Source organism: Marinobacter sp. F4206, from assembly GCF_019392195.1.
Lineage (GTDB): Bacteria > Pseudomonadota > Gammaproteobacteria > Pseudomonadales > Oleiphilaceae > Marinobacter.
Genome location: NZ_JAHXKI010000003.1, coordinates 315,303 through 341,885, shown reverse-complemented (window position 1 = coordinate 341,885; position 26,583 = coordinate 315,303). Strand labels below are relative to the sequence as shown.

Sequence of the window (26,583 nt, the reverse complement as noted above, 5' to 3'; positions counted from 1 at the left end):
TCCGGGATCACACACCCAAATAGCGATCCAGTACTGACTGTTTGGCACTCAACTCGTCGGCACTGATTTCTTCCACAATCTGCCCGTGCTCAACCACGTAATGGCGGTCGGCCAGGGGCGCTGCGAAGTGGAAATTCTGTTCCACCAGTACGATGGTCAGGCCTTTCTCCTTCAGCTTGACCAGAACCTCGCCCAGCTTCTCGACGATCACCGGTGCAAGGCCTTCGGTGATTTCGTCCAGCAGAAGCATGTTGGCGCCGGTGCGCAGAATGCGGGCCATGGCCAGCATCTGCTGCTCACCACCAGAGAGCTTGGTGCCCTGGCTGAAGCGACGCTCATAGAGGTTGGGGAACATGGTGTAAATCTCTTCCAGGCCCATGCCACCGCTACGCACCACCGGTGGCAGAGTGAGGTTTTCCTGGACGCTGAGTGCGGAAAAAATGCCCCGATGCTCGGGGCAATACCCGACACCCAACCTGGCAATATGATGCGGGGCGCAGGACATCGTCTCTTCCCCGTTAATCATGATTGAGCCGGTGCGGCGACCTACCATGTTCATGATCGCCTTCAGGGTGGTACTGCGGCCAGCGCCGTTGCGGCCCAGCAGGGTCACCAGCTCACCGCGGTTAACCACCAGATCCAGCCCGTGCAGAATGTGGGACTCGCCATAAAAAGCGTGCAGTCCCGACACCCGAAGCTGTTCGTATTCCCGGTCCGGACGCTGACTCATTGGGCCGCCTCCGCTTCGTTTTCCTGACTCGGGGAACCGCGTTCACCGCTGTCGCTGCTGCCCATATAGACCTCGCGAACACGCGGATCGGCAGAGACGGTATCGTAGTCGCCTTCGGTAAGTACGGCCCCCTGGGCCAGGACGGTAATCCGGTCACAGAGCTTGCTGACAACACTGAGGTTGTGTTCAACCATCAACACCGTGCGGCCCTGGGCAGCCTTGCGCACCAGCTCCACAACACGGTCAACGTCTTCGGCGCCCATGCCCTGGGTGGGCTCATCAAGCAGCAACAGCTCCGGCTCCATGGCCAGGGTTGTGGCCAGCTCCAGGGCCCGCTTGCGGCCGTAGGCCAGTTCGACGGTGGCGGTGTTGGCGTATTCGGCCAGTCCGACCGAGTCCAGCAGCTCCATGCAACGCTCGTTGAGTTTGTTCAGCGAGGTTCCGGATTTCCAGAAACTGAACGAGGTACCCTCGAAGCTTTGCAGGGCCACCCGGATATTCTCCAGAGCCGTCATGTGGGGGAATACCGCCGAAATCTGGAACGAGCGCACCACCCCTTTGCGGGCGATCGCAGCAGACTTCATCGCGGTAATGTCCTGGCCGTTGAACAGGATCTGGCCACGGGTCGGAATGAGAAATTTGGTGAGCAGGTTAAAAACGGTGGTCTTGCCTGCCCCGTTGGGACCGATCAGGGCGTGGATGTGGCCTTTCTGAATCTTCAGATTCACGTCGTCGACCGCGACAAACCCCTTGAACTCTTTGACAAGGTTGCGGGTCTCCAGAACGTACTGTTCACTCATGAGCCAGTCTACCTTTGTTATTGTTGTACATTTGAACTAGTTTACAGGTTAAATTGACGTCTACGTAAACGTCAACAGGTATTTTCGGTATTTAAAGCCAGTTCCCTTAGCAAAAAGTCGCAGACCAGATCCAGAACCTGCTCCGGCTTCTCAAGATGGGGCGAGTGCCCGGTGTCTGGCAAAAACACCGCTTCGGCCTTTGCCCCAATGCCTGCAACGATGTCGGTTACCTGCTCAGGCATGCCGTATTCGTCGTCCTGCCCCTGCATTATCATAGACGGACATTGGATAGCCGCCAGCCAGCGCCCGAAATCCATGAAGGCCTGGAAGCCTTCATCCAGCCAGACGGTCTGCCAGGCGTTGAAGAGATCATCGGTGCGATCACCGTGGTAGCGCTGCAGCTTTTCGCGAATATCGGTTTCCCGATAGCGCACGGCCATTTCCCGGATTCCGTCGAGGGTAAGGTGGTCCGCGTAAATGTGCGCTGCCATGGTGACCAGTGCTTTGGCACGGTCGCCCAGGGCGCCGGCGGCAATCAGGGCGATCGACCCGCCGTCGCTGTGGCCGATGAGCACCACCTCTTCAATGCCCAGCTCATCCAGCAGGCGCGGCAACAGGAGCTCGCCTTCCTTTTCCTGGTAATCGTAGGGACGTGGCAGGGTTTCATCGGAGGAACGGCCGTAGCCCAGACGGTTGTAGATCAGAGCATCACACCCGGTGGCCTTTGCCAGGCGTTCCGGGAACCGTCGCCACAGGGCAATACTGCCAAGGGATTCGTGCAGAAAAACCAATGTTGGCCTCTTCTTCCCGCCCTCGCACTGCCCTTGATGGCGGATTCGACGAACCTCCACGAACATGCCCTGCCCCAACGGCACCATCATGTCACGCGTCTGCATGGCGGGGCCGTTCGGGAGGTATGGAGTACGTCATGGTGGAATGGGCAACCGGGTCCTCGGCACCTTCCGAGTAGACGAAGACTTCACCGACGCCCATGGTCCGACCCACCTTCAGCATCGTTGCCCTCGCCCAGATGGGCTTATGGGCCACCGGCTTGCGCAGGAAGTTGATGTTGAGGTTGGTGGTTACCGCCAGCGGTACCAGACCAATCTTGCTGAGCAGCGCCGCATAGAGGGTAACGTCTGCCAGCCCCATCATGGCGGGCCCCGAGACCGTTCCACCCGGCCTCAGGTGCTCCTCGTCCACCTCAAGTTTCATTTCCGCCCAGCCGTCTCCGAGCTTCTGCAGGGTGCCGAACGCGGCACCCTGCGGGAACTGCTCGTCGAGAAACGCCTGCAGCTCTTCAAACGTGATGATCATGCGCCCTTTTCGTCCTGCGCACGGTTACGGAGAACGAAGCGCTGAATCTTGCCGCTCGGCGTCTTCGGCAGTTCATCCACAAACTCGATCTCACGCGGGAAGGCGTGCGTGGACAGGCGACGACGTACCAGCTCCTGGAGTTCGTCCTTCAGGGCCTGGTCATCCCCTGGTGCCTGGTCGCTCTTGATCACCACGTAGGCCTTGATGATGGAGCCACGCTTTTCGTCGGGCTTGCCAACCACGCCGGACTCAGCCACAGCGGCATGCTCCAGCAGAGTACTTTCCACGTCGGCCGGGCCCACCCGATAGCCTGCGGTGGTGATAATGTCGTCATCCCGACCACTGAAGGAGAAGCAACCGTCTCCGTGGCAGATCACCATGTCACCGGTAAGGTAGTAGCCCTTCACGAACGGGTCTTTCTCGCCCCAGGTGTAGCCATCGAAATGGAACAGTGGCGATGCCGCGACATCCACGGCGAGCTGGCCTACTTCGCCGGCACCCACCTCTTCATTCTTCTCGTTCAGAGCGACCACCTTGTGGCCCGGGGAGGCATAGCCCATGGACCCTTCGCGTACCGGATGCTCAAGGCCATGGAAATTGCAGCAGGTCATACCGGTTTCGGTCTGACCGTAGTGGTCCTTGACCGGGCAGAAGTGACGATTCTTGATCCAGTTCACCACTTCCGGGTTGAGCGGCTCGCCGGCACTGCTGGCCACCCTCAGACCCAGATTTTCACCTTCGGGCAGTACGTGATCGTTGGCCTTAAGCAGGCGATACGCCGTCGGCGCCGCCGCCAGGTTGGTGATCTTGTATTTGCGGATCATGTCGTAGGTGGATTCCGGCGTGAAACCACCGGGATTGAAATGGGTGGCGTGGCCCATCAGCAGCGGCCCGACCACGGCATAGTAAAGACCATACGCCCAGCCCGGATCGGCCACGTTCCAGTATTTGTCGTCTTCGCGGAGATCGATGGCGTACTTCATGTATACGTAGAACGCCAGCAGCGCCCGGCCAGGAACGGCAACGCCCTTGGACTTGCCGACGGTGCCGGAGGTGAACATCTGCAGGAACGGGTCGTCTCCGGTGATCATCACCGGCTCGAACTCGCTGGACTGGCTGGCCAGGGTGGCCTCGAAATCGGCAACCTCGGCATCAATGGCGCTGGCATCCACCGCAACAACCGGCGGGCAATCCTTGACGTCGTTCAGCTTGGGATAATTTTCCGGATTGGTCACCACCAGCTTGGTGCTGGCGCGCTCAAACCGGTACTCGATGGCCCCGGAACCGAAGGCCGTAAACAGGGGCTGGTAAACCGCACCGGCACGCAGGGTACCGGCGATAACAATCAGCAGTTCAGGCGTACGCGGCAGGAGGGCGGCAACCCGGTCACCTTTACCAATGCCCTTAGATTTCAGGTAGTTGGCAAAACGGGCGGAAGCTTCCTTCAGTTCGGCGAAGGTCAGGGTGCCATCACCACCATCGTCTTTTTCGTAGTAGAGCGCGACTTTCTGGGGATCACTCGCCCACTTGTCACAGATCTCGTGGCATACGTTCAGACCGCTATCCAGGCGGCCGTCCAGGACCTCCGCTTCCAGTGCGGCAGGATCAAAATTGTTGTACACGGAGGTGTATTCCGGAAGGCTCATTTTCAACTCCTGTTGTTGTTGTCGTTGAATCCACGAGAGCAAGGTTTATCACAGGGTTCACTTTACGTAAAGGTAAACTTTAGACCAAAAAGGCAGAAAACCGACCGCTTTTATTAAGGGGAGAAAACGGGCCTGCTCGACAGGATATGGTGCAGGCTGTCGCAGTCCACCATGGGGTCGTCACAGTTCACGACAACATCCGAACGGGCAATGACGTACCCCTTGCCGGTGATGTGGTTTTTCACCACCTGGTACTCACCTTCCAGCTCAACCGCGCTGAGCTGGCCAATGAAGCCGGTTTGGCGCAGGGAAATGGTCTCCAGCCGGTCACCGGGCTTGATGGTGCCTTCGTAATTCATCAGGGCGAGACGCGCCGAGGTTCCGGTTCCGGTGGTGCTGCGGCAGATCACGCCGGGGTGCACGTAGGTGGCTGACCGGGAACGGTAATACCCCTCCGCCACATGCTCCACCGGGCCCATGAAATGCAGGAACGGCAGGGGACCAACATCACCCAGGGTATAGTGGGAAAACCCTCGCTCGGCCTGGATGGCCTCGACGATGGCGTGGGCCGTTTCCGCCAGTTTGCGCTCCTCATCGATAGTCAGATCGAAGCCCAGCTCCCGGGCATCCACCAGCGCATAGAAACCGCCGCTATAGGCCACACTGTAGGTCACAGTGCCCAGGGACGGCACGTCGATGGTCGCCCTGTAGGTGTGAATGTAGCTGGGAAGCCCTTCGCAGGTAATCGCCTCGACCACACCGTCCCGCACCAGCGCTTCAATCTGGACCAGCCCGGCCGGGGACTCCAGCATGAACTGCTGGCGGCCTTCCTGTTTCGGCACAATACCCGCTTCCAGCACGGCGGTGGCAGTACAAATGGTGTTGGAGCCGGAATAGATGGGGTAACCCATCACCTCCATGATGATGTAGCCGGCCGCCGCCCGGGGGTCCGTGGCCGGCACCAGCAGATCGACGGACATCTCGGGGATGCCGTGGGGCTCTTCCAGCAACAACCGGCGCAGGCCATCGGCGTCGTCCCGCAGATATTCCATCTGGGCCCGCACGGTGTCGCCCGGGAGCGGATCGATGCCGCCGGTGACAATCCGGCTGACATCACCGCCGGCGTGGGTATCCATCAACTGAATGGTCAATTCCGGTTTCATTAAACGTTCTCCAGCGACCAGGGTTTGCCGTGATCGTCCCACTGGGCGTCGGGAACAATCACGATCTTGCCGAGATAGTTGCTACCCCGGTTCACAAAGTACTCCTCGGCGTGGTGCAGATCCGAAAGCCGGAACGCGCCGTGCAGAACCGGTTTGAGCTGCCCGCCCCGAATCCAGGCCATCAGCTGATCGGCTTCCTCGCGGGTGCCGTGGGAGACGCCGAAGATCTGTACCTGGTAGAGGTAGATCCTGGTCCACAGAATTTCGCTGATGTTACCGCCGCTGGCCCCGGCAATGCTCAGGCGCGGGTAGGTACTACGGGCATTCATGTCGAAAATCATGGTGTCGATAAAGATGTCGGTCATCTCGCCGCCAACCAGGTCCATCACCGCGTCAATGGGCCGGCCTCCGGTTTCCGCCTTGACCCGGTCAACGAAGGTCTCCATGTCGGAGCGATCAAGCACCGCTTCGGCCCCCAGCTTGATAAGGGCATCCGCCTTGTCCTGTTTGCTCAGGGCATAGGGAATGGCGCCAATAATGCGGCACAGCTGAATCAGTGCGGAACCGACACCGCCACTGGCGCCCGTGACCAGCACGCGATCACCGGCCTTGAGGTTGGCGGACGTCACCATGTGGTAGGCGGTCTGATAGGAACACATGCCCATGGACGCCAATTCGGCGTCCGACAGCTCCGGGTTCGGGATGTGGTGAAACTGGTCGGAAGGCAGCGCGACGAACTCGGCGTAGCCACCATCGGCACCGTGGCCAAAGTAATCCGGCGTCAGGTTAATGTCGCGGCGGTCGTTGGCGTAAATGTTGAAATCCAGCAACCCCCGTTCGCCGATGCGGCCTTCATCCACACCGTCACCGACCGCGACAACGCGGCCAGCGATATCGGCACCCTGAATGCGGGGAAACAGCAGGGTCGGCTTGCCGCCCATCTGGAACGACGTCATCTCCCCTTTCTTGGTCGGGTACAGCCCTTCCCGGGCCTTGCGGTCGGTGTTGTTCTTGGCTGTCGCCGTCACCTGCACCAGCACCTCTCCGGGCCCGGGTTTCGGCGTCGGCACATTCTGATACTCAAGTTTGTCGACGCCACCGTGGCCGGTGAGAACCATGGCTTTCATGGTGGTCGGTATCATGGGCGGGCGATCCTCCCTGTCTGCTGAGTGATGGGTATCAACTCAGGATAGGTTAGATCGGTAGAGGTGTCAGTGGGTGTTGCAGGTATCCTTTGAGCGCCTATCTGGCAATCACCCGGTACACCGGTCGAAGCTTGGGGATCTGCTTGAGCACGACCTGGATGACCGTCATCAGAGGTACTGCGAGCAGCACCCCAACCGGCCCCCAGAGCCAGCCCCAGAAGAAGATCGAAACAAAGATGACGACCGGGTTGATGGCCATGCGAAAGCCATGGACCCAGGGCTCAATGAAAAAGCCAACCAGGGTGGTGAGTGCCAGGAAGCCCAGCGGCGCAATCGCCATCATCCAGAGCACGTCCAGACTGATCGCCGACACCACCGCCAGCAGGGAAATGGTCAGAATCACGCCAAGATAGGGTATGAACCGGGCCAGGCCGGCAATCAAGCCCCACACGGCAGGGTCCGGCAGGTCCACCGCCCAGCACATCAGCCCCGTTGCGAGACCGACGGCCGTGTTGCTCAGGGCCAGAACGCCGAGATACTGGGCGATTTCGTGCTGGGAATCGTGGGTAATCCTAAGCACGGTTTTCCGCTGATCTTTTGGTAGCTGGCGCACGAGATTCTTGATAATCCGATCACCGCCGACCAGCAGGAAATAGGTCAACGCCATGGCCAGCATAAACCCGGCGATACCGTTCCGTGCCTTGCTCATCAGCTGGCTGCGCCAGGAGTCGGTTTGCAGGACCACGGTGGTGGGTTTGGCGGCGCCACTCTCGGACAACTCCTCCATGGACTTCTCGACCTTCTCGGCCGACTCCGTCACCTTGCTGATCTGCCGCTTGATCTCACTCTGCCCCACCAGTAACCGGGAAATCCCCTGGGGCGCCTCTTCGGCCCACTTTACCACCGGCGTGGCGACCGCATAGGTCACCCCGGCAATCCCCGCCAGCACCAGCAACACCAGGAACAGGGCACTGACCATCCGGGGAATGCGGAAGGCAACGTAGAGCTTTTTCACGATCGGCGACAGCAACAGACTGGTCAGAATCGCCAGGATGATGGGCAGGACAATCTGGTGCGCCACATACAGCGTGTAAAGGATACCGAGGGTAAACAGGCCATAGATCGGGGTGGAAAGATCGGAGGAGATGAGAGGCCGTTTGCTACCGTCCGCTGGCGCGTTATTCGTTTGCTGGTCGTCCACGATGAGCGAGCTGTCCTGGGTTGTATCGATTCGGCCGACCGGCAGACACTTATCAATCCGCAGCCCGGCACCTGAGTGACTACACTTTACCCGTCCAGACACCGGATCGCATCAGAAAGACGTTACTGTCGAGTCACGTCTCCATACCCCGGGGCCGCTCCGGAGACTGTGCAGACTGCCCGGTGCCATGGCCCGGCCCGCCGCCCGAATTCATCCGCACGAGTGGTCCCGAGACCGTCACGCCGCTCGGATCGACCTTCATAAAGCTGCCTCCGGCCACGAGAGTCACTTCTGCGCCAGCTTCAATGACAATCTTCATCCCGGCACGATGGTGAATCTCACGACCCGCCTCCACAAGCTGGCCAGCACCCTGCATGCCGTGAAAACTGCCCCCGACTGTCAGGCTGTGATCACCGCCCGTTTTTTCCCGCCGTTCGCCACCCACGGTTTCATGGGCATTACCCTGCACGTAAGTGAACCGGTTGCGCTCAACCGTAAGGTGACTGTCGTTGCCAACGACTTCGGTGCGGTTGTGCCCGGCAATCAGGTCCAGATCCTTCTGGGCGTGGAGGTAGATCTGCTCCCGGTCGGCCTCGTCCTCAAACCGCAGTTCATTGCTGCCCTTCCCCTTGTGGGTCCGGGTTTTCAGGGTGGTGCGGGTTTTGTGTTCCGGCAAGGCGTACGGGGGCGTGTTGGCCCCATGGTATGTTCTGCCGGTGATTATTGGCTGGTCGGGATCGCCATCCAGGAATGAGACAATCACTTCGTGGCCAATTCTCGGCAGTGCCATTAAACCATATCCACCACCGGCCCAACCCTGACTCACCCGCAGCCAGGCGCTGCTGCGCTCGTCGTTAGCGCTGTCGCGATCCCACGGAAACCGCACCTTGACCCGGCCGTGCGCATCGCAGTGAATCTCCTCGCCTTCCGGACCGGTCACCATGGCGATCTGGGGGCCGTCCATCAGCGGACAGTTCGACGAGAGCGGACGCCAGTGATGATCGGCAGGCACCGCGTTGAAGAAGTTGTGATAGGAGGTCGGCGCGGGACCGGCGGCCTCTTCCAATGCCTGGGGCTGTTTACCCATGTGGGTGACCGCCGTAAGCAGCCAATCCCTGTTCAGATCGGAATGGGGGTGGCCGGTGAGTTCGAACCGGGCTCCGGCTGTGAAGTCCGGACGATTGCTCTCGCCCGTCGCGGTGCTGGCATCGTTCCGCAGGGCATCCAGACGGGATTCGGTATACGGGCGGGCACTGGCGTCGGCCTTGAAGCGGCCGGGGTAGTCGAAGTGCTGGTAGTCGTCCCGATGGCCAGGGTTAGTGGCACCCCGTTCGTGCAACAGGGCGTAGGCGGGATTCCTGAACGTATAATCCTTCAAGGCAACGGAGGCCACCCGGACCCGTTCCTGATTGGCGAACCGGAAGACGCCGGGCTGACGTACGCCACCAATAGCCATCGCTGTGTATGGGGATGATTGAAGTTTCGGAGCATCGCCGTGGTGGTCTGCGAAGACCAGCGCCGGTTGCTCGCCCCCGTCCACACTGCCGTGCTGATACCGGTAGTGCCAGCCCTCTTCCGCCGCCAAGCGCTCAACAAACGCCAGATCGTTTTCCCGGTGCTGAACGCAGTATTCCCGCTTCTCCGGTGCGCGCTTGAGGTCGAAGACAGCATTCACAATACCCCGTTCTGCGAGCAATGTTCTGACAATCGCGTCGGTGGTTCGGGCCTGAAAGATACGGCTGTTGCGCATTAGCTCCATGCGCCAAAGCGGCGGCTGGAACACCACTTCGTAGTGAGTACGACGATGGCCCGCATCCCCGCGGGCAAATTCACTGACCACACCGGTGAACCGGCGAACGGGGTTACCATCCTGCCAGATCACCAGGTCCAGGGGCTGCTCCAGCAAATCCTGAGCGCGAACGGTCGAGTCGGTGCTGGCCAACTGCAAACGGCCATGAAAGAGTTCGGAGAGGCCTTCGGTCAGCGCAAAGCTGACGAGGGCAAATAAATCTGGGGAATGTTCACCAATACGGACGGTGAACTGCAATCCGCTTGCCTCGGGCATGTCTTCAGTCCTTTGAAGGTATGGCAATGTCATAACGAGAACGCCCAGCACGATCCTTGGCTGGAATCCCAATAAAACCGAGCGGAAAAGTACCAGCACCGCTCGGGATAATCAACGAACCAACAGCTCGTCTACGCTTCCGGATACGGCGTTAACCGGAATTATACGAACGCGTTCGCAAAAGTCCGGGAGAAAGACGGGAATCTTCTGTAAGTCTCTGATATTTTGAAGGCTACGATTTTAAGTCCCTTGAGTTATACGCCCTCGGCGAGGAAACAAAGATGGTGAGAAAGGGGCGTATAACTCCGGCGGGAACCGGTTCGAAACTCTCCAGGTTACTGATTGTTTGGTAGCTTTAGGTAAGCTGGGGCGTCTTGAAAATTTGAATTATACGAACGCATTCGTTGAATACGCTGTTAAGCATTACTGGGATTTTATGGAAGCATCATCGGTATTCAACCACGTGACTGTAATAGAGTCGTTGCCAGAAAGTGATTCCAAAACTGGGCAATGGATCTACGATGATCGGCTCTTGCACCTTAATTCGATCTATCCGCCTCTCACCTCTGAACTTATCCAGCTCACCAGTTCAGAGGAATTTGTAGAATGCTTGAGGAGCCTCTGCTTAAGGATTGAATCTGAGCGGTCCATTCCGCTGCTCCACATTGAATGCCATGGCGACAAGGATGGTTTGCAAATGGGTGATGGTAGCCATTTGCCGTGGAATAGGCTTAAGAACGAACTCATCAATCTAAACCGTGCGACGCGTTTTAATCTATTACTGGTAGTCGGTGCCTGTAACGGAGCTTATTTAATCGATACTGCGAGCCACATGGATGGAGCTCCGTTTTTTGGCGTTATCGGGGCGGAGTGCGAGTTGCATCCTGAAGAGCTGAAACAGCGGTTCTCAAATTTTTATAAAGTCCTATTTGAATCTGGCGACGCGAACAAGGCCATGGACTCAATAAATGAGAACGTTTCGGATGAATCCAGACACTTTATGTTCCTTGGAGCGAGGAGGTTTTTTGCGGAAGGATTCAGGGCATATTTTCAGCAGTATTGTCGCGGCAAGCCTAAGAAGGCAAGAACAGAGCTTTTAGTAAGCCGTGTTTTGCAGGATGCTAAAGTAAAGAAACTCGGGATAAAATTTGCCAGAAATGAAGTAAAAAAGCATTTGGCTAATCCCAAAGATGACTTTGAGTTTTTTAGAAATAGATTCTTTTTTGCTGACGACATTCCGAACATATTTGAGCGACTTCCTCTCGACTACGAGAAGGTCATCAATGGATCATATGCTTAACAAGTCGCGCCACTCGGACGCACTAAAGTGCGCCGTTGCGCTCTGGCGTTAACTGTAAGGATACAAAGTGCAAATACAAGAATTAGTTAATAACGCGAAGTTTACAGTGCTTCTAGGTAAGAACGGTTCGGGTAAAAGTACCCTTCTGCGTAAAATTGACTCATCAGGAAATTTCAGTACGAAATATATAACTCCTGAGCGTGGTGGGACGCTTAAATATGAGCCTGGTGTTGAACATAATATCTCAAACAATCCGAATTGGCTGAGAGACACTAGAAGGAAAAATCGTACAGAAAATTTCCGTCAACAAAGTACAGCCCAGTTCCGAAATCTTGAGGTAATGGTACTTCGAGAAATAGAGAAAGACCTCAGCAAGAGAAAAGACGAAAATTACACGTTTGATACTACAATAAATTATATAAATGAGCTGCTTCCTAACATCAACCTGAAAAGAAGTGATAGAGGGTTTGAAATATCTAATGACCAAGATGAAGCAGTAGATGAAAACAACATATCGAGTGGTGAATCAGAGCTTATAGCATTGAGCATCGAAGTTTTGGTGTTTTCAAGATCAACACAAGACAATAAAGTTTTGCTGTTAGATGAGCCAGATGTGCATTTGCATCCTGATCTACAACATAAATTTGTTGAATTCGTAGAGAAGATAGCCACAGAATTCAATTTTAGAGTGGTCTTGGCAACCCACAGCACAGCTATTGTAGGCGCCTTCAAAGAAGGCGCGGACTTGCAAATTGTTCCTATAACAGAAAAAAACCAAAATGAGTTTTCATTTTTTAAATATGATCCCGTTTGCCATGAAATTTTACCGGTTTTTGGTGCGCATCCTCTTTCTAGTCACTTTAATAAGACACCAATACTTTTAGTTGAGGGAGAGGATGATAAGAGGGTATTTGAGCAAATAGCCAGAAGTAGTCAGGGCGCGATTCGGTATTATCCTTGTGTTGTTGGTTCGGTAGACGAAATGAATAAATGGGAGAACTGGCTAAACACATTTCTCCCATCTATCTATGATGATCCAAAAGCTTTTTCGATTCGCGATTTGGACGACTCAAGCCAGTCAGACATAAACGATATTGGGTTTGTTCGTAGAACACGTCTTAATTGCTACGCAATAGAGAATATTCTTTTAACGAACGAGTGTTTATTAAAACATGGATATAACCCTGAAGATTTCTGTTTAAAAATCGGTCAATGGGTAGATCTAAATCCAGAACATCAAACAACAAAAACACTTATCAACCTCCGAGATAATTTCGATCAAAGAAGAACCAGAAAAATAAAAGATGTCAGAAATGTTATTCTTGCATTGCTAGGTACGGCGAAACCCTGGGAAGTGTTAGTGGGCCAACTGATAGCGACCGAACTCCAAGCAAGTGGAACCGATGAAAATTCACTGAGGACCTATTTAGGTGACAAAGTCGTTGAAACCCTGTTCAGTTAACAATCGGCTGCACGGCGACCAGTTCTCTGCCGCTTCGCGGCTCCAAACCGGCGCGTGAGCCGGGCGTTATGTGTGCGTCACCTGCAGGCCATAGAAGGGAATCCTATGACTAGGCATGTTGGTTCTTGCCTGTGTGGCACAGTGAGATTTGAGGTCCATGGGGACTTCGACAGCTTTTACTTGTGTCATTGTGAGTATTGCCAAAAGGATACGGGATCTGCTCATGCGGCAAATTTATTTTCGCATTCGGCTAACCTGACCTGGCTGTCGGGTGCAGAGGCTGTGACTTCCTTTACGCTTCTGGGTACTCGCCACAACAAAAGCTTTTGTAGGGCGTGTGGTTCAGCATTACCGAGCACTCAACTTACAGATCTGCTCGTCGTTCCCGCAGGGAGTCTGGACACTGAAGTTTCTGTGTTGCCAACTGCGCGCATCTTCACATCGAGCAGAGCGGTTTGGGATGGGGCGATTGGTGACGTGCCAGAGTTCGAGGGCCTGCCAGAGTAAGCTAATATCACATAGCCAGCGGCTGTTGGCGGACGCGCCTACGCTGGCGCTCCGGCACGCCGCAAAGCCAGGGCATTACACCTCATGAATACAACAGAGTTCATCGTCTACTATGCAATAGCGGTATCAGCGATCTGTTTGCTGCTCATGCTGGTGCGTTTTTCGCAGCTAAAGCCATTGTTCAGGGCGAGAAAAACCTCGGCTTTGATTGAGCAGAATCATCGTGCTGCTTTGGACAGGTTGGTTCAACTGGGTATCAGGGTTGAAGGGAAGGGGCCTATCCACTTTATCGCTCCTCCCCCTTATACCCCTGACGAAGAATTGGTGGTTGGCGCGGAGATGGAAGTCTGGGTCTCACACCAACTGCCAGACGTTGTTTTAACGGCCCAGCCCAGTTTCTCAACGCTGTTGGCCAAGGCCGTTAAGCCTGCTTTGTTGGTTACGTTTCTTTTTTCTATGCCTCTGATTTTTATCGTTAGGGGGCAGTTTTAGTGCAGTGTAACAAGTCACGGAAGGCGGACGCGTGAGACGCGCTGCTTCGTTTCAGCGTTATGCGCTACAAATGGAAAGATCGTGAATAACTTAGTAATCCTTGTTGGGCTCACATTGGCAGCCGGATTGGCGATGCTTTTCGGTGCGCTTCTGGCCAGCTTCGGAAAATTCAGATCACGATGGGTTGAGGCAGAATTCAGTCACAGCATCATGGCATTTGGTGGCGGCGCTCTATTATCTGCGGTGGCTCTCGTATTAGTTCCTTATGGTATGGCCAAGCTTGATCCGTTGATAGCATCTACTTGCCTCCTGGTTGGCGGGCTCATTTTCATGATGCTTGACATTTATCTTCTAAAGCTGGAGACGCCGGCCAGTCAACTCGTGGCGATGCTTCTTGATTTCATACCTGAATCAATAGCGCTTGGAACTGCATTTGCAATCGGAAGTACAGACGCGGTGTTGCTTGCGGCGCTAATCGTATTGCAAAACATCCCAGAGGGGTTTAACGCATATCGTGAGTTGAACAGATCTTATAAATTTGGTCCAAAAAAAATTATGGCCATTTTCTTTTTGATGGCATTTCTGGGTCCTATTTTTGGGGTATCCAGCTACTTATGGATGCAAAACCAAGTTATTGCCATTGCTGTTATTGTGCTTGTGGCTTCTGGAGGTATTCTGTATTCCATATTTCAAGATATCGCCCCAAGAGTAAAACTCGCAAAACATTGGGCGCCTCCGATGGGCGCGGTGCTAGGTTTTGTGCTTGGTATGGTTGGGGTGATGGTGATCAAATGATGGGCATAACAATCGCATGCACAGGAAAGAAGTGGATGTTTATCGTAGTTTATGAGTTTGAAATAAAGGAAGGTACCGAGGCTTCGTTTCGTGAAGCATGGCTTGAAGTGACGAAAAAGACCACAAATTAGCCGATGAAAAGTACCAAAAAGCACGTAATGAAATGCGGAATTGCCTAGTTCAGTCGACAATAGTTTATAAGTTGGAAGTGAGCGACGATTATCTGCAGCCGAACCTGGCTTCAGATTGCTAACAAGTGCGTTAATGGGACCGTTTTGTTCTGCTGCCGTTTCGAAAAGCGGCCCGTTACGCCAGAGTTACAAGGTCAACACTCAAACGGCGTTCAAGTGGTTACCTGCGATCTAAAGTACGTCATTGATCCCTACATGGTCGCACAAGGCATACGGAAGGCAATGACACCGCGCAGTGGCATGACACACGAGCCAACCTTTGGACCGTGAGCTCGATTTCAGTAATCATGATGATAGTGCATACGCTTATCCAGACCGGAGAACACCATGCCTTACCCCCTCGTGACTACCGATTGGCTGCAGGAAAATCTGGATAACGAACGGTTGGTTCTGATCGACGCGAGTATGGCCACGGTCATTGGTAAGGAGCCGATTGTTTATGAGCACCCGGTGTGGATCCCGGGGAGTCGCCAGATTGACCTTGAAGGAACGCTCTGCGATACCGGATCTCCCCAGCTTCACGCCTTTCCGACAGAGGAACAGTTCACGGAGGAAGCCCGCAGGCTGGGCATAACGCCCGACAGTCTGGTGGTGCTCTACGATAACCAGGGTATTTACTCGGCTCCCCGGGCCTGGTGGATTTTTCGGGCCATGGGTCTCGAGAACGTTTTTGTGGTGGACGGCGGCTTACCGCAATGGTTGGCCGAAGAGCGGGATAGCGTCCCGGCTCCGATTAAAAATACGGCTTCGTCCGGCAGCATGCTGGGCAGTCTCGACCGAAGCCGGGTTCGGGATTCCGCCTACGTTTTACAGCATCTGGCAGACGAGCGGGTAACGGTGATTGATGCCCGATCCCGCGCACGCTTCCTGGCACAGGCGCCGGAGCCCCGCCCCGGCGTGCGCGGTGGCCACATCCCTGACTCCCTCAACCTGCCGTTCACCGAGGTATTGGAGGGGTATCGGTTCAAGCCTCCCAGCAAGCTGGCGGCTGTGTTCGCCGAGCTTGATCCGTCCGTTCAACCTGGCAACGGGCATCAACTGGTGTTTTCCTGTGGTTCCGGGATCACCGCCTGCATCATCCTGCTGGCGGCGGAGTTGGCGGGCTATGACCAGCTGTCGCTGTACGACGGCTCCTGGGCGGACTGGGGCAGCGACGAGTCGCTGCCAGTGGCCTAGCCGGGAAGCCGGCTGATTGCAATGAGCTCCCTGGCCATCAGGCCATGCGCTTCATGATCCGGTCACCCAGCAGGTACTGGTGCGCCAGAGCCGCCGCCACGTGGACGCCGATCATGACCCAGAGCACGTTGGCCAGCACTTCATGCACCTCTTCCCCGTTGTCTTCCAGCCACTCCACTTCCGGGCCGCGGCCAAAAACCGTCCAGCCGAAAAAGGTAACGGGATCGCCTTCGCCGATCGACGTCGCCAAGCCTGAGAGCGGCATCAGGATCATCAGCGCATACAGCGCGATATGCCCTAACCTCGCCATGTTCGCCCAGTGAACGGGTGGTGACAGACGCGAGCGATTCAGCCATCGCCAGAGGCCACGAAATATCACCAGCCCAAAAATCGCCAGGCCCAGGCTCTGGTGCCAGGCCATTAAAGAGGCCCCGGAAAAGCTGTGTTCCAAAGCTTCAAACCACACTTCGCTGGCAAGCATCGCCAGCAGCAGAACCGCCATTATCCAGTGTACAGCCCGGGAAACGGCACCATATCGGTTTTCAGCGTCCATTAATGTCATCGCGATTCTCCTTATTCAAGTGGTGGTGATCTTCTCCATGGTCGAACTCCCTGATCGGTGAAGTCCTCGACGGAATGTCATCGTTGATCGGGACTCACTACACCAAAGAAACGTCGCAGAATTGTCTCGGTGGTACGCCAACTTTGTCGCAACTTGTCGCAAGCCCGGGATTTGAGACGGTTTTTGACAAGATCGCATCCATGCAGGAAGGGGACTCCCCTATAATCAGGGCAGACGGTAATCCAACGGAGTAACGAGTGAGCGACTCTCCCAGTATTCTGGTGGTCGATGACCATCGCGACATCCGCGACCTGGTCGGTCGTTATTTGCAGGAGCACGGCTTGCGAGTGCTGCTGGCGGATGGCGGCGATGCCATGAAGCGCCAGCTGAGACAGCAATCCGTCGACCTTGTGGTGCTGGACATAATGATGCCCGGCGATGATGGCCTCACGCTCTGCCGTTACCTTCGTGAGCACACCCAGTTGCCGGTGATACTGCTGACTGCCATGAGCGAGGAAACCGATCGCATCGTCGGCCTGGAAATGGGCGCCGACGATTACCTCACCAAACCCTTCAACCCCCGCGAGTTGCTGGCCCGCATCAAGGCGGTTCTGCGTCGTACCACTGCCCTGCCCCCCCAACGCAGTCCCATGGCCGGGCAGTGCCTGGCATTTGAAGGCTGGAAGCTGGACGTCGATCGTCATCAACTGGTTGATCCGGAAGGCGTCGAAGTCTCCCTGAGCACCGCCGAATACAAGCTCTTGCTGGCCTTCCTGGAACACGCCGGCCGCGTGCTGTCCCGTGACCAACTGATGGACCTGACTCTCGGCCGAGAGGCGGATGCCTTCGACCGGAGCATCGATAACCATGTCAGCCGGTTACGCCGCAAGATCGATCCGAATGTCCGTAGCCCCAGACTGATCAAGACCATCTGGGGTGGCGGGTACCAGTGGATTGCTTCGGTCGAAGAGGCAGAGCAATGAGGTTGTGGTTGTGGCCCCGGCGCGCCGGTGGACAGCTGGCGTTGTTACTGATTCTGGTGCTGTTGGTAGCACAGATCATCACTATCGTTATCCTGGCTGACGAGCGACAGGGCGCTTTACGAAGCGCCAGCCTGGAACATGTGCTTCGGCGGGTTGCCGACGGCTACACCCTGGCTGATACCACCGACCCGGAGCGGCAGGCGCGTATCCTGCGGGCACTCTCCAGCCCGACCTTACGACTGTCCATCGACCCCTCGCCGTATTTGCCCGAGGATCAGATCTACGGCATGGCGCGTCGACTGGCCGAGGAACTGGGCCTGCCACGGGGACAAGTGCGAACGGCCATGGAGGCGGATGAAGACCAATGCCCTCAAGGTCAGAAGTCAGACCAAGATACCCATCGGGATCGTGAACGACACGACGATGAGGACGGTGTGCATCACGAGTACGAGGAACACAGGGGTGACGAAGACCATCGGCATGACCGGCACGAATGCCCACCTGTTCTGTGGGTTTCTCTCGAATTGTCTTCAGGCCAGTGGTTTAACGCCCGGGCCCAGCCATCGGCTCCGTCCTGGGTATGGCTCAAGGCAACGCTGACCAGTGTGGGCATTACCGCCGTGCTGCTGACACTGACGCTATTGTTGGCGATCCGTCGAATCCTGCGCCCGATGAACGAGTTGAGCCGCGCCGCCCATGCCTTCGCGCGGGGCGAAAAAGTCCGAATACCGGAAAAGGGGCCTGAGGATGTCCGTGAAGTAACCCGAGCCTTCAACCAGATGCAGAACCAGGTCGGCCGTGCCCAGGAAGACCGGGCAAGACTGCTGGCGGCCCTGGCCCATGACCTCAGGACACCCATCACCGCCATGCGGCTGCGGGTGGAGATGCTGCCGGAAGGCGAGGACAGGGACCGCCTTCTCGATTCCCTCAGGGAGATGCAGCATCTGGCCGAAGCCACCCTCGATTTCATCCGGGGCAGTACCACCGAACAGCATCGCCGTTACGATCTGGCCACCCTGCTGGACAGCCTGTGCGGTGATTTACAGGAAATGGGGTTGGCGGTGGACTGTGAAGAGAGTCCCAGATGCGTGCTTCAGGGCCAGCCGGAAGCCGTAAAGCGCGCCCTGCGTAATCTGATCGAGAACGCGGTAAATTATGGCGAACAGGCGGACGTGAAACTGGAATCCACGGACCGGACGGCCGTGATCACCATCACTGACCTAGGGCCGGGGATTCCCGAAGCCGAACGGGAGCGGGTGTTCGAGCCCTTTTACCGGCAGGAACAGTCCCGCAGTCGCGAAACCGGTGGCGCCGGCCTTGGCCTGGCCATCGCACGCACCCTGATTCGCGGTATGGGGGGTGAGATCCGTCTTGGCGCCGGTCCGAATGGGCGAGGTCTTAAGGTGTCTGTCACCCTGCCGCTTTGATTCAGTCGGGCCAGCCGGCCATCATGTCCGGGGTAGAACATGGAATTCACTAGTCAATGGAGAGACCTGAAATGACTGGCGGTGCTCCGAAGCCACGCTCCCCCCGCGCTCCGTCATCGCATCATGGCGGGGTTCATCGGCAATGTCGTGGAGTGGTACGACTTCGCCGTATACGGCTACCTCGCCGGCGTGATCGCGCCTGTTTTTTCCCGGCGGGCTATCCAACGGCCGCCCTTATCGGGACTTACGGGTAGTTGGGCCAATATTGGCTCGATGACCGGCTCTCTGCTCGGCGTGGCTGCGGCCGCACTGGTCACCAATACCTTTGATACACAAACCCTGGACGATTGGGCCTGGCGCCTGCCGTTTCTGGGTGGCGCAATTCTCGGCATCACCGCCATCTCCATTCGCCGTAATTTGCATAATTCCGAACGCTTCAGCCAACACCACGAGAACCGCGAAGAGACGTCTCCGCTCCTGCAAGCCTTCACCACCAATCGCTATGAAACTCTGGTGGCGCTGGCCTTCGCCTCCAGCTACGGAACCTGTTACTACATCGCCTTTGTCTACTTGCCTGAATGGCTCTCGGCACAGCAGCTGATGCCACGCAGTAGCGCGCTGCTGATCAACACGGTGATGATGATGCTCACATTCGTTGCATGGCCTCTCCATGCCTGGATGCTTGACTCCGGAGGATCGACCACCGCCGTAATCGCGGCCCATGCACTGGTTTTTCTGCTGCTGGCCGTTCCACTCGGATCTGCGCCCGCGCTCTTTGTCGAACTGTTTCCAGAGAGCGACCGCCTGTCCGGTTATTCCGTGGCGTTCAATCCTGGGCTGGGCGTGTTTGGCGGCCTCACACCGATGATCGCTACAGCGCTAATCGCGACCACAGGCCTCCTGACTGCACCTGCAATGTATCTGGCTATTGCCGCCTTCATCGCCGTACTGTCGCTAATGCTGATGCCCGATCGCAGCCGAGAGCCCTTGCGATGAGCGGCACGGTCTCAGCGTGCCTGGCTGGCAGACACCATGATTCGCACCGGCTCTCCCGGCTCACCGGCGAATGGATCGATGTGCTCGGTGCTCGTGAAGATCAGCTTATCGTCCTTGAGAATCCTGGCCCGCAAGCCGTAGGTCATTCGCTCGTCGATCGCCGACGGATCGTAGACAAGCCTGAAGGGATACGGGGGCGCCTTTCCGTCCACGACATAGGTGTAGTCGGTGAGGACGGTGGCGGGTGCGTCTGCCCGGGACTGATCCTCAAGGGTCACGATGACTTTGGCGCCGGGCGGTAACGCGATGCGTTCGCGGTACCAGACTTCACCGGTAATGACTTGCATTAACGAATTGTCGGGTTGTTGCCGGGATTCCGACATTGATGCCTCCTGGGTGCTGCAGGCCGCGAGTAACACCGCGAAGATGCCGATTGCCCAACCTGATTTCACGTTCATTGTTCTCTCTCCCTGACTCGTGCTCTCTTTCTGCATCAAGAATGAAACCGGGACAGATCTGTTTTTCAGCCACAATGGTCGTGGCGCACCAGCGTCCCGTTGTCTTTAATAAGTACGTATAGCCGTCCTCAGTCGCCACAGCCAATGACTCTTGTGGTCGGTCGGTTGTCGGACCACTGGCCCCACTGGTTATCGTAGCCCAATGCGTTATGCATCAAGGAGGAAGCTTTGAAAGAGACCGGGAAAATCAACTATGTCGAAATACCCTCAAGAGACCTTGAAGCTACAAAACAGTTCTTTGGCGATGCCTTTGGATGGTCATTTGTAGATTACGGCCCTGAATACGTAGCGATTGAAAACGCTGGCCTGGATGGTGGGTTCTTCAAATCGAACAATGTCGCCAGAACCGGCAATGGAAGTGTATTGGTTGTTCTTTATAGCACCGACCTGGAAGGTTCTCTTGGCAAAGTAAAATCGGCTGGCGGAAAAGTCGTTCAGGATATTTTCTCCTTTCCCGGTGGCCGCCGTTTCCATTTTAGTGATCCAAATGGCAATGAGTATGCCGTCTGGTCAGAGCTAGAGGCATAACTATCACAGGCACGGCGACGACTTTACCAACGGCTTTATGGATTCGCCCTGCAAGGAGCAGCACTATGAAGAACCTGATTCCGACCCTGTTCAGCCTGGTTTTTTTTGCCAGCTCTCAACCTACCCTGGCAAGCGTTGCCGCAGACACGGTTTTCCTGAACGGTAACGTACTAACCATGGATGACAGTCAGCCGATGGCAGAAGCCGTTGCGGTTAAGGACGGCGAGATCATCTCTGTTGGCAACACGGCCGATGTCATGACCTCCGTTGGCGACAATACCCGCAAGATCGACCTGGACGGCAAAACATTGCTTCCAGGCTTTGTCGATTCTCACGGTCATGCCTGGATGATCGGTTTCCAGGCGTTGACGGCCAATCTCCTGCCGCCACCCGATGGCGAGGGCAAGGACATCGAGTCGTTGATCTCACTGCTTGAGGACTGGGCAACATCCAATAAAAAGGCGGTAAAGGACGTTGGCTGGATCATTGGGTTCGGGTATGACAACTCGCAACTGGCTGAGCAGCGCCACCCTACCCGTCATGACCTGGACCAGGTATCGAAGGACATTCCCGTTGTGATCATTCACCAGTCAGGCCACCTTGGCGTCGCCAATTCCAGGGCTTTGGAGATCGCAGGAATTGATGCCGATACCCAGGACCCCGACGGCGGGGTGTTCCAGCGCGAAGCGGACGGGAAACAACCCAGTGGCGTCGCTGAAGAGTACGCGTTCTTCCAGCTCCTGCTCGCCTTTGGTAAGTCACTCGACCAGAAAACCATGGATACCTTTGCTGTTGAGGGCGCAAAACTTATCGCTTCGTACGGATATACCACGGCTCAGGAAGGCCGTGCCACGACAGCCAGTGTGAATGCGATACGACGGGTCGCAGATGCCGGTAAGCTGAATATCGATCTGGTCGTCTATCCGGATATTCTGGAGGTCGACAACATTGAGCCAACCCGTGACTACACCAACCGTTTTCGGATCGGTGGCGCCAAGCTAACGATAGATGGATCGCCACAAGGCAAGACGGCGTGGCTAACCCAGCCCTACTACGAGCCTCCTCCGGGAAAGGATGCGGATTATGTAGGCTACGCCGCCATCACCGAAAAACAGGCGATGGATGCGGTTGAAAAAGCCTACGCGAACGACTGGCAGATTCTGACCCACACGAACGGTGACGCCGCCATAGACCTGCTGATCAAGGCCGTATCCGCCGCACAAAAAAAGTTTCCGGCCGTCGATAACAGGCCAGTGCTGATTCACGGCCAGACCCTGCGCAAGGACCAGGTCGGTCCGTTGAGGGAACTGGGCATCTTCCCATCGCTTTTCCCGATGCACACGTTTTACTGGGGGGATTACCACCGCGATTCGGTGCTGGGTCCTGAGCGGGCCATGAATATCTCTCCCACCGGCTGGCTCATGGAGCAGGACATGATGTTCGGGACCCATCACGATGCGCCGGTGGCGTTGCCCGACTCCATGCGGGTTCTTTCTGCAACCGTTACCCGCCGCTCACGCAGCGGAGCGGTGATCGGAGAGAACCACAAAGTCCCGGTGGATACCGCGCTCAAGGCGATGACAATCTGGCCGGCGTGGCAGCATTTTGAGGAAGATCGAAAGGGAACAATCACCGTAGGCAAGCTTGCAGACCTTGTGGTGCTCTCTGACAATCCGAAAACGGTGCCTGAAGATCAGCTGGACGATTTGCGGGTACTGGCAACCTACAAAGAGGGCGTCGCCGTGTACGAACGACCCGAGACAGCCGCGACTCGGTCCTCCCCCGCTTTGTTTGGTCTGTCAGCCATTGATTCCCACGCCGGGGATCATGATTTCCCGGACGCCAACCACCTGCATGGCGATGGCTGCTTCAACCCGGGTTTGAGTCTCCTTATTAAAGCTGTCGCAAGTGGAACAGCGGATTAGGGCATGTTCTGTCGCATTTCACAGAGCCCAATGGCAATGAGTATGCTGTGTGGTCAGACACACAGGCATAGGACAATATCCCCATGAAAAAAGTAGCAGGTCTTGCGGCTGTTCTGGCTTTGGTCAGCCTTAATGGCTGGTCAGAGGAGATCGACTACGACAAGCGCAACATGCATATCTTCTGCGCCTCCCACCTGTCGATGATCAGCGAAATGCTGGATGAAAACGGCGATCAGCAGCAGGCATTGACGATGCTGTCCAACCGGCACCGCAAGGAAGCGAGAAAACTGGGCGCCACCGAAACCCACTTTGAGGACGTGAGCGCCTACCTGCGCAAGACGCGCAATAACAATGAACCAAAATGGAACCGGCTCACCAGCCAGAGCAAGCGGGTGTGCCTGCCAAACTCCTGATGGCAAAACCGATGAAGGGCACGGAACACTGGTCACAGAAGGTCACGGAATCGAGCGATGCCCTGGATCTTGAGCGCGGGGTGTTTTCCCTGGAGGATCCCCGGGAGATCGCCCGTTCGCTTAAGCAGTCAGCGGAGCACAGCACCCGACGGAAGTCAGACCCTTACCGCTCCGCGATGTCGATGCTGACGTTCTACATCAACCGGGCCGGCAAGCAGCTCGCGCCGGAGCAGCGCGAGCGCCTGGAAGCGGCCAAGGACGAGCTTCGTGCCCTCTTCGGGAAACCGCGCAAACGTCAGTGACAATGGCCACCCGCTGCCAGTCCGAGGCTACCGAACCAAGGGCACGAACGAACCGTGCCCTCTGGCTATCACTCGGGCTTGTACAACCGCTGGATGCTTGAGAAGTCCAGGGTGCCGTTGCCCTGCCCCGCGTGAATCTCGAAAAGATTACGGGCCAGGGAGCCCATTGGAATCGAGGCGTGGTTCTTCACCGCGTTGTCGAAGGCCAGGCCAAGGTCCTTGTTCATCAGGTTGACCAGAAAGCCGCCTTCGTAATTGCGGGATGCGGGCGCCGCTTCCATCACACCCGGCCACGGGTTGTAAACGTTCAGGGCCCAGTTGCCACCGGAACTTTGCTTCATGATTTCGGACAGTACGGCCGGATCCAGCCCGTTCTTGACGCCGAGCGCCAGGGCTTCGCTGGTGCCCGCCATCAGGATGGCCAGCAGCATGTTGTTGCAGATCTTGGCAACCTGACCGGAACCGTGAGGGCCAGCGTGGAAGATGTTCTTGCCCATGGCGTCCAGAATCGGCTTGGCCTTGCTGAAGGTTTCTTCAGCGCCACCGCAAATGAACGTCAGGGTGCCGGCTTTGGCGCCACCCACACCGCCGGAGACCGGCGCGTCCAGGAACGGAATATTCCGGGCCGTGGCTTCCTCGGCAACGCCACGGGCCGTTTCCGGGGCAATGGTGGAGGAATCGATCACCAGGGTGCCCTCGGGCAGGTTGGCCAGCAGGCCATCTTCGCCGAGGTAAACCGCTTCCACGTGCTGTCCGGCTGGCAGCATGGTGATGACACATTCCGCGCCCTTCGCGGCTTCATGGGCGGTCTCTGCCGTCTTCGCGCCTTCGGCGACCAGCGCCTGCACGGCGTCTTTCGACAGGTCGAACACGGTGACGTCGTGCCCGGCCTTAACCAGGTTGCCGGCCATGGGACCACCCATGTTGCCGAGGCCAATAAATGTAATCGTTGCCATATCTCTTCCCCTTATTGTTCTATTCGATTGAGTGGGCCACCGGTTCTGGTGGCCGTTTGGCTATGATTTGAAGAAATCGTCGATCCAGGCACTGTCCATTTCCGCCAGGGAGGCATAGCGCCACCGTGGCTGCTGGTCCTTATCGATCAACAGCGCCCGGATACCCTCGGCGAACTCACCCTTGCTCAGGCACTTCTGAGACAGCACCAATTCCTTGTCCAGCACCTCTCTCAGGCTGTCCTGCTTGCAGTTGTGCAAGTGGTGCCACACCAGTGCCAGGGATGTGGGTGACGCCGATGCCAGGGACCTGGTCGCCTTGGCTACCCAGCTGTCACCGCCAGTCAGCTCTTTCAACTGGTTGACCACGTCTACCAGGGAATCCGCGTCGGTGACCCGGTTGATCTCGTCAAAGTGGGTGCGAATGGGCGATTCCGGCATGGCATCGGCGCTTTGCTGCTCAAACTGCCTCAGAACACTGCCAACGACGGCGTGGGCATCCTCACCCAGCCAGTTGCGTTGGCGGAGCCCATCAACCACCCCGGCTTTGAGATCGTGCTTGATCAAACGGTCCGCAAGGCCGGTGAACACCGCATCGGCGCCGTTCATCCGGGCGCCGGTCAGCCCAAGGAACAGCCCCGTGCGCCCGGGGGTACGGTTCAGGAACCAACCCGCCGCAACATCCGGGTACAGACCAATGGTGATTTCAGGCATCGCCAGTTTCGAGCCTTCGGTCACCACACGGTGGGAGGCGCCTTCCAGGATGCCCATACCACCGCCCATGACGATGCCATGGCCCCAGCACACAATGGGCTTGGGGAAGGTGTGGATGAGATAATCCAGCTCATACTCCTCGGTGAAGAACGCTTCGCCTTCACTGGCGCCCTGGGGCTCGGTCATGCTGCGGTACAGGGCCACGATGTCGCCACCGGCGCAGAAAGCCTTGTCACCCTCGGCCTCCAGCCAGACCGCGCGGATGCGGTCATCCTCCGCCCAACGCTTGAGCTGGGGCGTCAGCAGGCGAATCATTTCCAGCGAGAGCGAATTCAGGGCCTTGGGCGTGTTCAGTCGCGCCACGGCAATCAGCGCGTCATCGCCGGTTGTCCACTCTTCAAATACGATGGGTTGGTCACTCATAACAATTCCTTCAACCGTTGCACTGCAGCGGGTTTCAGCGGTTTTTCCATTCCGGTGCACGTTTATCGAGGAACGCGTTGACGCCTTCCTTCTGGTCTTCGGTGGAGAACAGCTCCACGAAGAGTTCGCGCTCCATGCGCCAGCCATCGTCATGGCTGCGGCCGTCACGGGCACTCATGACCAGTGTTTTGCAGCGGGCGGTGGAAGACGGACTCTGCTTACACGCCATTTCCGCCAGCTCCAGCGCTTTCTCCAGGCTCTTGCCGGACGGGACAACCTCTTCCACCAGGCCGATCTGCAGGGCCTTGTCTGCCTTGACGCGCTCCCCACACAGGATCATGCGCTTGGCCCAGCCCTCACCCACCAGCCAGGGCAGGTTCTGGGTGCCACCGGCACAGGGCAACAGGCCCACACCGGCTTCCGGCAGGGCCATCTGGGCATGCTCTTCGGCAATGCGGATGTCGCAGGCCATGGCACATTCCAGACCGCCGCCCATGGCGTAGCCGTTCACCGCAGCAATGGACACGCCCCGGAAATCGCTGAGTGTGGCAAACGCCTCACCGAACAGTTGAGCCATCTCGTTGGCCCGGGCCTTGTCGCCGTCGGCGAAGGTTTTCAGGTCGGCGCCGGCGGAGAAGAATTTTTCGCCCTGGCCGGTTACCACCAGTGCGAAGATGTTCCGGTCCGCGTTCAGTTCACGGATGGTCTCTCTCAGGGCCGGCAGGGATTCCGCCGTCCAGGTGTTGGCCGGCGGGTTATTGATGGTCAGTACCGCAATGTGTCCGCGTTTTTCGAGCTGAATCAGGTCGCTCATGATGATTCTCCTGTTGTCCTTGCGGTGTTCTTGAA

27 protein-coding genes are annotated in these 26,583 nt (G+C 56.9%); 13 read left to right on the top strand and 14 right to left on the bottom strand.

Annotated elements, in window-relative coordinates:
* Positions 1-7: 7 nt before the first annotated feature.
* The 9 genes from KZO34_RS14820 to KZO34_RS14780 all read right to left on the bottom strand — a co-directional run bounded on the left by KZO34_RS14820 (position 8) and on the right by KZO34_RS14780 (position 10,067).
* Positions 8-730 (bottom strand): ABC transporter ATP-binding protein, encoded by a 723-nt coding sequence (locus KZO34_RS14820; RefSeq protein ID WP_219477620.1) that lies wholly within the window; start codon positions 728-730, stop codon positions 8-10.
* Positions 727-1,530 (bottom strand): ABC transporter ATP-binding protein, encoded by an 804-nt coding sequence (locus KZO34_RS14815; protein ID WP_219477619.1) that lies wholly within the window; start codon positions 1,528-1,530, stop codon positions 727-729. The genes KZO34_RS14820 and KZO34_RS14815 overlap by 4 nt, the downstream gene beginning before the upstream one ends.
* 71 nt (positions 1,531-1,601) lie before the next feature.
* Positions 1,602-2,426, bottom strand: coding sequence for an alpha/beta fold hydrolase (locus KZO34_RS14810; protein WP_219477618.1), 825 nt, complete (start codon positions 2,424-2,426; stop codon positions 1,602-1,604).
* A complete protein-coding gene (locus tag KZO34_RS14805) occupies positions 2,413-2,847 on the bottom strand; it encodes a PaaI family thioesterase (RefSeq protein ID WP_219477617.1) in 435 nt (144 codons plus the stop codon). The genes KZO34_RS14810 and KZO34_RS14805 overlap by 14 nt, the downstream gene beginning before the upstream one ends.
* Positions 2,844-4,493 (bottom strand): AMP-binding protein, encoded by a 1,650-nt coding sequence (locus KZO34_RS14800; RefSeq protein ID WP_219477616.1) that lies wholly within the window; start codon positions 4,491-4,493, stop codon positions 2,844-2,846. The genes KZO34_RS14805 and KZO34_RS14800 overlap by 4 nt, the downstream gene beginning before the upstream one ends.
* A gap of 113 nt (positions 4,494-4,606) precedes the next feature.
* Positions 4,607-5,656: a proline racemase family protein gene (locus KZO34_RS14795; RefSeq protein WP_219477615.1), complete on the bottom strand. Its 1,050-nt coding sequence runs from the start codon at positions 5,654-5,656 to the stop codon at positions 4,607-4,609.
* The gene (locus tag KZO34_RS14790) at positions 5,656-6,798 is read right to left on the bottom strand and encodes a zinc-binding dehydrogenase (RefSeq protein ID WP_219477614.1); all 1,143 of its coding nucleotides are present in this window, start codon (positions 6,796-6,798) and stop codon (positions 5,656-5,658) included. The genes KZO34_RS14795 and KZO34_RS14790 overlap by 1 nt, the downstream gene beginning before the upstream one ends.
* A 100-nt stretch (positions 6,799-6,898) precedes the next feature.
* Positions 6,899-8,002 (bottom strand): AI-2E family transporter, encoded by a 1,104-nt coding sequence (locus tag KZO34_RS14785; protein ID WP_219477613.1) that lies wholly within the window; start codon positions 8,000-8,002, stop codon positions 6,899-6,901.
* A 133-nt stretch (positions 8,003-8,135) separates the two neighbouring features.
* Positions 8,136-10,067: a type VI secretion system Vgr family protein gene (locus tag KZO34_RS14780; RefSeq protein ID WP_219477612.1), complete on the bottom strand. Its 1,932-nt coding sequence runs from the start codon at positions 10,065-10,067 to the stop codon at positions 8,136-8,138.
* 346 nt (positions 10,068-10,413) lie between these two features.
* On the opposite strand from KZO34_RS14780, the gene KZO34_RS14775 reads away from it, so the two are divergent.
* From KZO34_RS14775 to KZO34_RS14750, 6 genes are all read left to right on the top strand, one after another.
* Positions 10,414-11,367 carry a hypothetical protein gene (locus tag KZO34_RS14775; protein WP_219477611.1) on the top strand — a complete coding sequence of 318 codons (954 nt, stop codon included), beginning with the start codon at positions 10,414-10,416 and terminating at the stop codon, positions 11,365-11,367.
* Between the two features lie 67 nt (positions 11,368-11,434).
* Positions 11,435-12,829, top strand: a complete 1,395-nt coding sequence (locus KZO34_RS14770; protein ID WP_219477610.1) for an ATP-dependent nuclease — start codon at positions 11,435-11,437, stop codon at positions 12,827-12,829.
* A 105-nt stretch (positions 12,830-12,934) separates the two neighbouring features.
* Positions 12,935-13,336 carry a GFA family protein gene (locus tag KZO34_RS14765; protein WP_219477848.1) on the top strand — a complete coding sequence of 134 codons (402 nt, stop codon included), beginning with the start codon at positions 12,935-12,937 and terminating at the stop codon, positions 13,334-13,336.
* Between the two features lie 84 nt (positions 13,337-13,420).
* Positions 13,421-13,828: a hypothetical protein gene (locus KZO34_RS14760; protein WP_219477609.1), complete on the top strand. Its 408-nt coding sequence runs from the start codon at positions 13,421-13,423 to the stop codon at positions 13,826-13,828.
* Positions 13,829-13,909: 81 nt separating this feature from the next.
* Positions 13,910-14,623 carry a ZIP family metal transporter gene (locus KZO34_RS14755; RefSeq protein WP_219477608.1) on the top strand — a complete coding sequence of 238 codons (714 nt, stop codon included), beginning with the start codon at positions 13,910-13,912 and terminating at the stop codon, positions 14,621-14,623.
* Between the two features lie 518 nt (positions 14,624-15,141).
* Positions 15,142-15,990, top strand: a complete 849-nt coding sequence (locus tag KZO34_RS14750) for a sulfurtransferase (RefSeq protein WP_219477607.1) — start codon at positions 15,142-15,144, stop codon at positions 15,988-15,990.
* 37 nt (positions 15,991-16,027) lie between these two features.
* On the opposite strand, the gene KZO34_RS14745 is transcribed toward KZO34_RS14750, so the two are convergent.
* Complete coding sequence (locus tag KZO34_RS14745; protein ID WP_219477606.1) at positions 16,028-16,552, bottom strand: cytochrome b; 525 nt, start codon at positions 16,550-16,552, stop codon at positions 16,028-16,030.
* 257 nt (positions 16,553-16,809) lie between these two features.
* On the opposite strand from KZO34_RS14745, the gene KZO34_RS14740 reads away from it, so the two are divergent.
* The 3 genes from KZO34_RS14740 (at position 16,810) to KZO34_RS14730 (ending at position 19,958) form a co-directional block, all read left to right on the top strand.
* A complete protein-coding gene (locus KZO34_RS14740) occupies positions 16,810-17,535 on the top strand; it encodes a response regulator (RefSeq protein ID WP_219477605.1) in 726 nt (241 codons plus the stop codon).
* On the top strand, positions 17,532-18,962 hold the full coding sequence (locus tag KZO34_RS14735; RefSeq protein ID WP_257900435.1) for an ATP-binding protein: 1,431 nt from the start codon (positions 17,532-17,534) through the stop codon (positions 18,960-18,962). The genes KZO34_RS14740 and KZO34_RS14735 overlap by 4 nt, the downstream gene beginning before the upstream one ends.
* A gap of 81 nt (positions 18,963-19,043) precedes the next feature.
* Entirely contained in the window at positions 19,044-19,958 is a 915-nt protein-coding gene (locus KZO34_RS14730; RefSeq protein WP_308318829.1) for an MFS transporter, read from the top strand.
* 11 nt (positions 19,959-19,969) lie between these two features.
* Here the strand turns inward: KZO34_RS14730 and KZO34_RS14725 are convergent, their stop codons facing one another.
* Positions 19,970-20,416: a YbaY family lipoprotein gene (locus KZO34_RS14725; protein WP_219477604.1), complete on the bottom strand. Its 447-nt coding sequence runs from the start codon at positions 20,414-20,416 to the stop codon at positions 19,970-19,972.
* A gap of 228 nt (positions 20,417-20,644) precedes the next feature.
* On the opposite strand from KZO34_RS14725, the gene KZO34_RS14720 reads away from it, so the two are divergent.
* From KZO34_RS14720 to KZO34_RS14705, 4 genes are all read left to right on the top strand, one after another.
* Positions 20,645-21,004: a VOC family protein gene (locus KZO34_RS14720; RefSeq protein ID WP_219477603.1), complete on the top strand. Its 360-nt coding sequence runs from the start codon at positions 20,645-20,647 to the stop codon at positions 21,002-21,004.
* Positions 21,005-21,069: 65 nt separating this feature from the next.
* Positions 21,070-22,929 (top strand): amidohydrolase, encoded by a 1,860-nt coding sequence (locus KZO34_RS14715; protein ID WP_219477602.1) that lies wholly within the window; start codon positions 21,070-21,072, stop codon positions 22,927-22,929.
* An 83-nt stretch (positions 22,930-23,012) separates the two neighbouring features.
* On the top strand, positions 23,013-23,342 hold the full coding sequence (locus KZO34_RS14710; protein ID WP_219477601.1) for a hypothetical protein: 330 nt from the start codon (positions 23,013-23,015) through the stop codon (positions 23,340-23,342).
* Complete coding sequence (locus tag KZO34_RS14705; protein ID WP_308318828.1) at positions 23,324-23,644, top strand: DUF3175 domain-containing protein; 321 nt, start codon at positions 23,324-23,326, stop codon at positions 23,642-23,644. The genes KZO34_RS14710 and KZO34_RS14705 overlap by 19 nt, the downstream gene beginning before the upstream one ends.
* 68 nt (positions 23,645-23,712) lie before the next feature.
* On the opposite strand, the gene mmsB is transcribed toward KZO34_RS14705, so the two are convergent.
* The 3 genes from mmsB to KZO34_RS14690 are packed head-to-tail and all read right to left on the bottom strand — an operon-like array spanning position 23,713 to position 26,548.
* Complete coding sequence (mmsB, locus tag KZO34_RS14700; protein ID WP_219477600.1) at positions 23,713-24,600, bottom strand: 3-hydroxyisobutyrate dehydrogenase; 888 nt, start codon at positions 24,598-24,600, stop codon at positions 23,713-23,715.
* Between the two features lie 60 nt (positions 24,601-24,660).
* A complete protein-coding gene (locus KZO34_RS14695) occupies positions 24,661-25,734 on the bottom strand; it encodes an enoyl-CoA hydratase/isomerase family protein (RefSeq protein WP_219477599.1) in 1,074 nt (357 codons plus the stop codon).
* A 34-nt stretch (positions 25,735-25,768) separates the two neighbouring features.
* Positions 25,769-26,548 carry an enoyl-CoA hydratase gene (locus tag KZO34_RS14690; protein WP_219477598.1) on the bottom strand — a complete coding sequence of 260 codons (780 nt, stop codon included), beginning with the start codon at positions 26,546-26,548 and terminating at the stop codon, positions 25,769-25,771.
* Between the last annotated feature and the right edge of the window lie 35 nt (positions 26,549-26,583).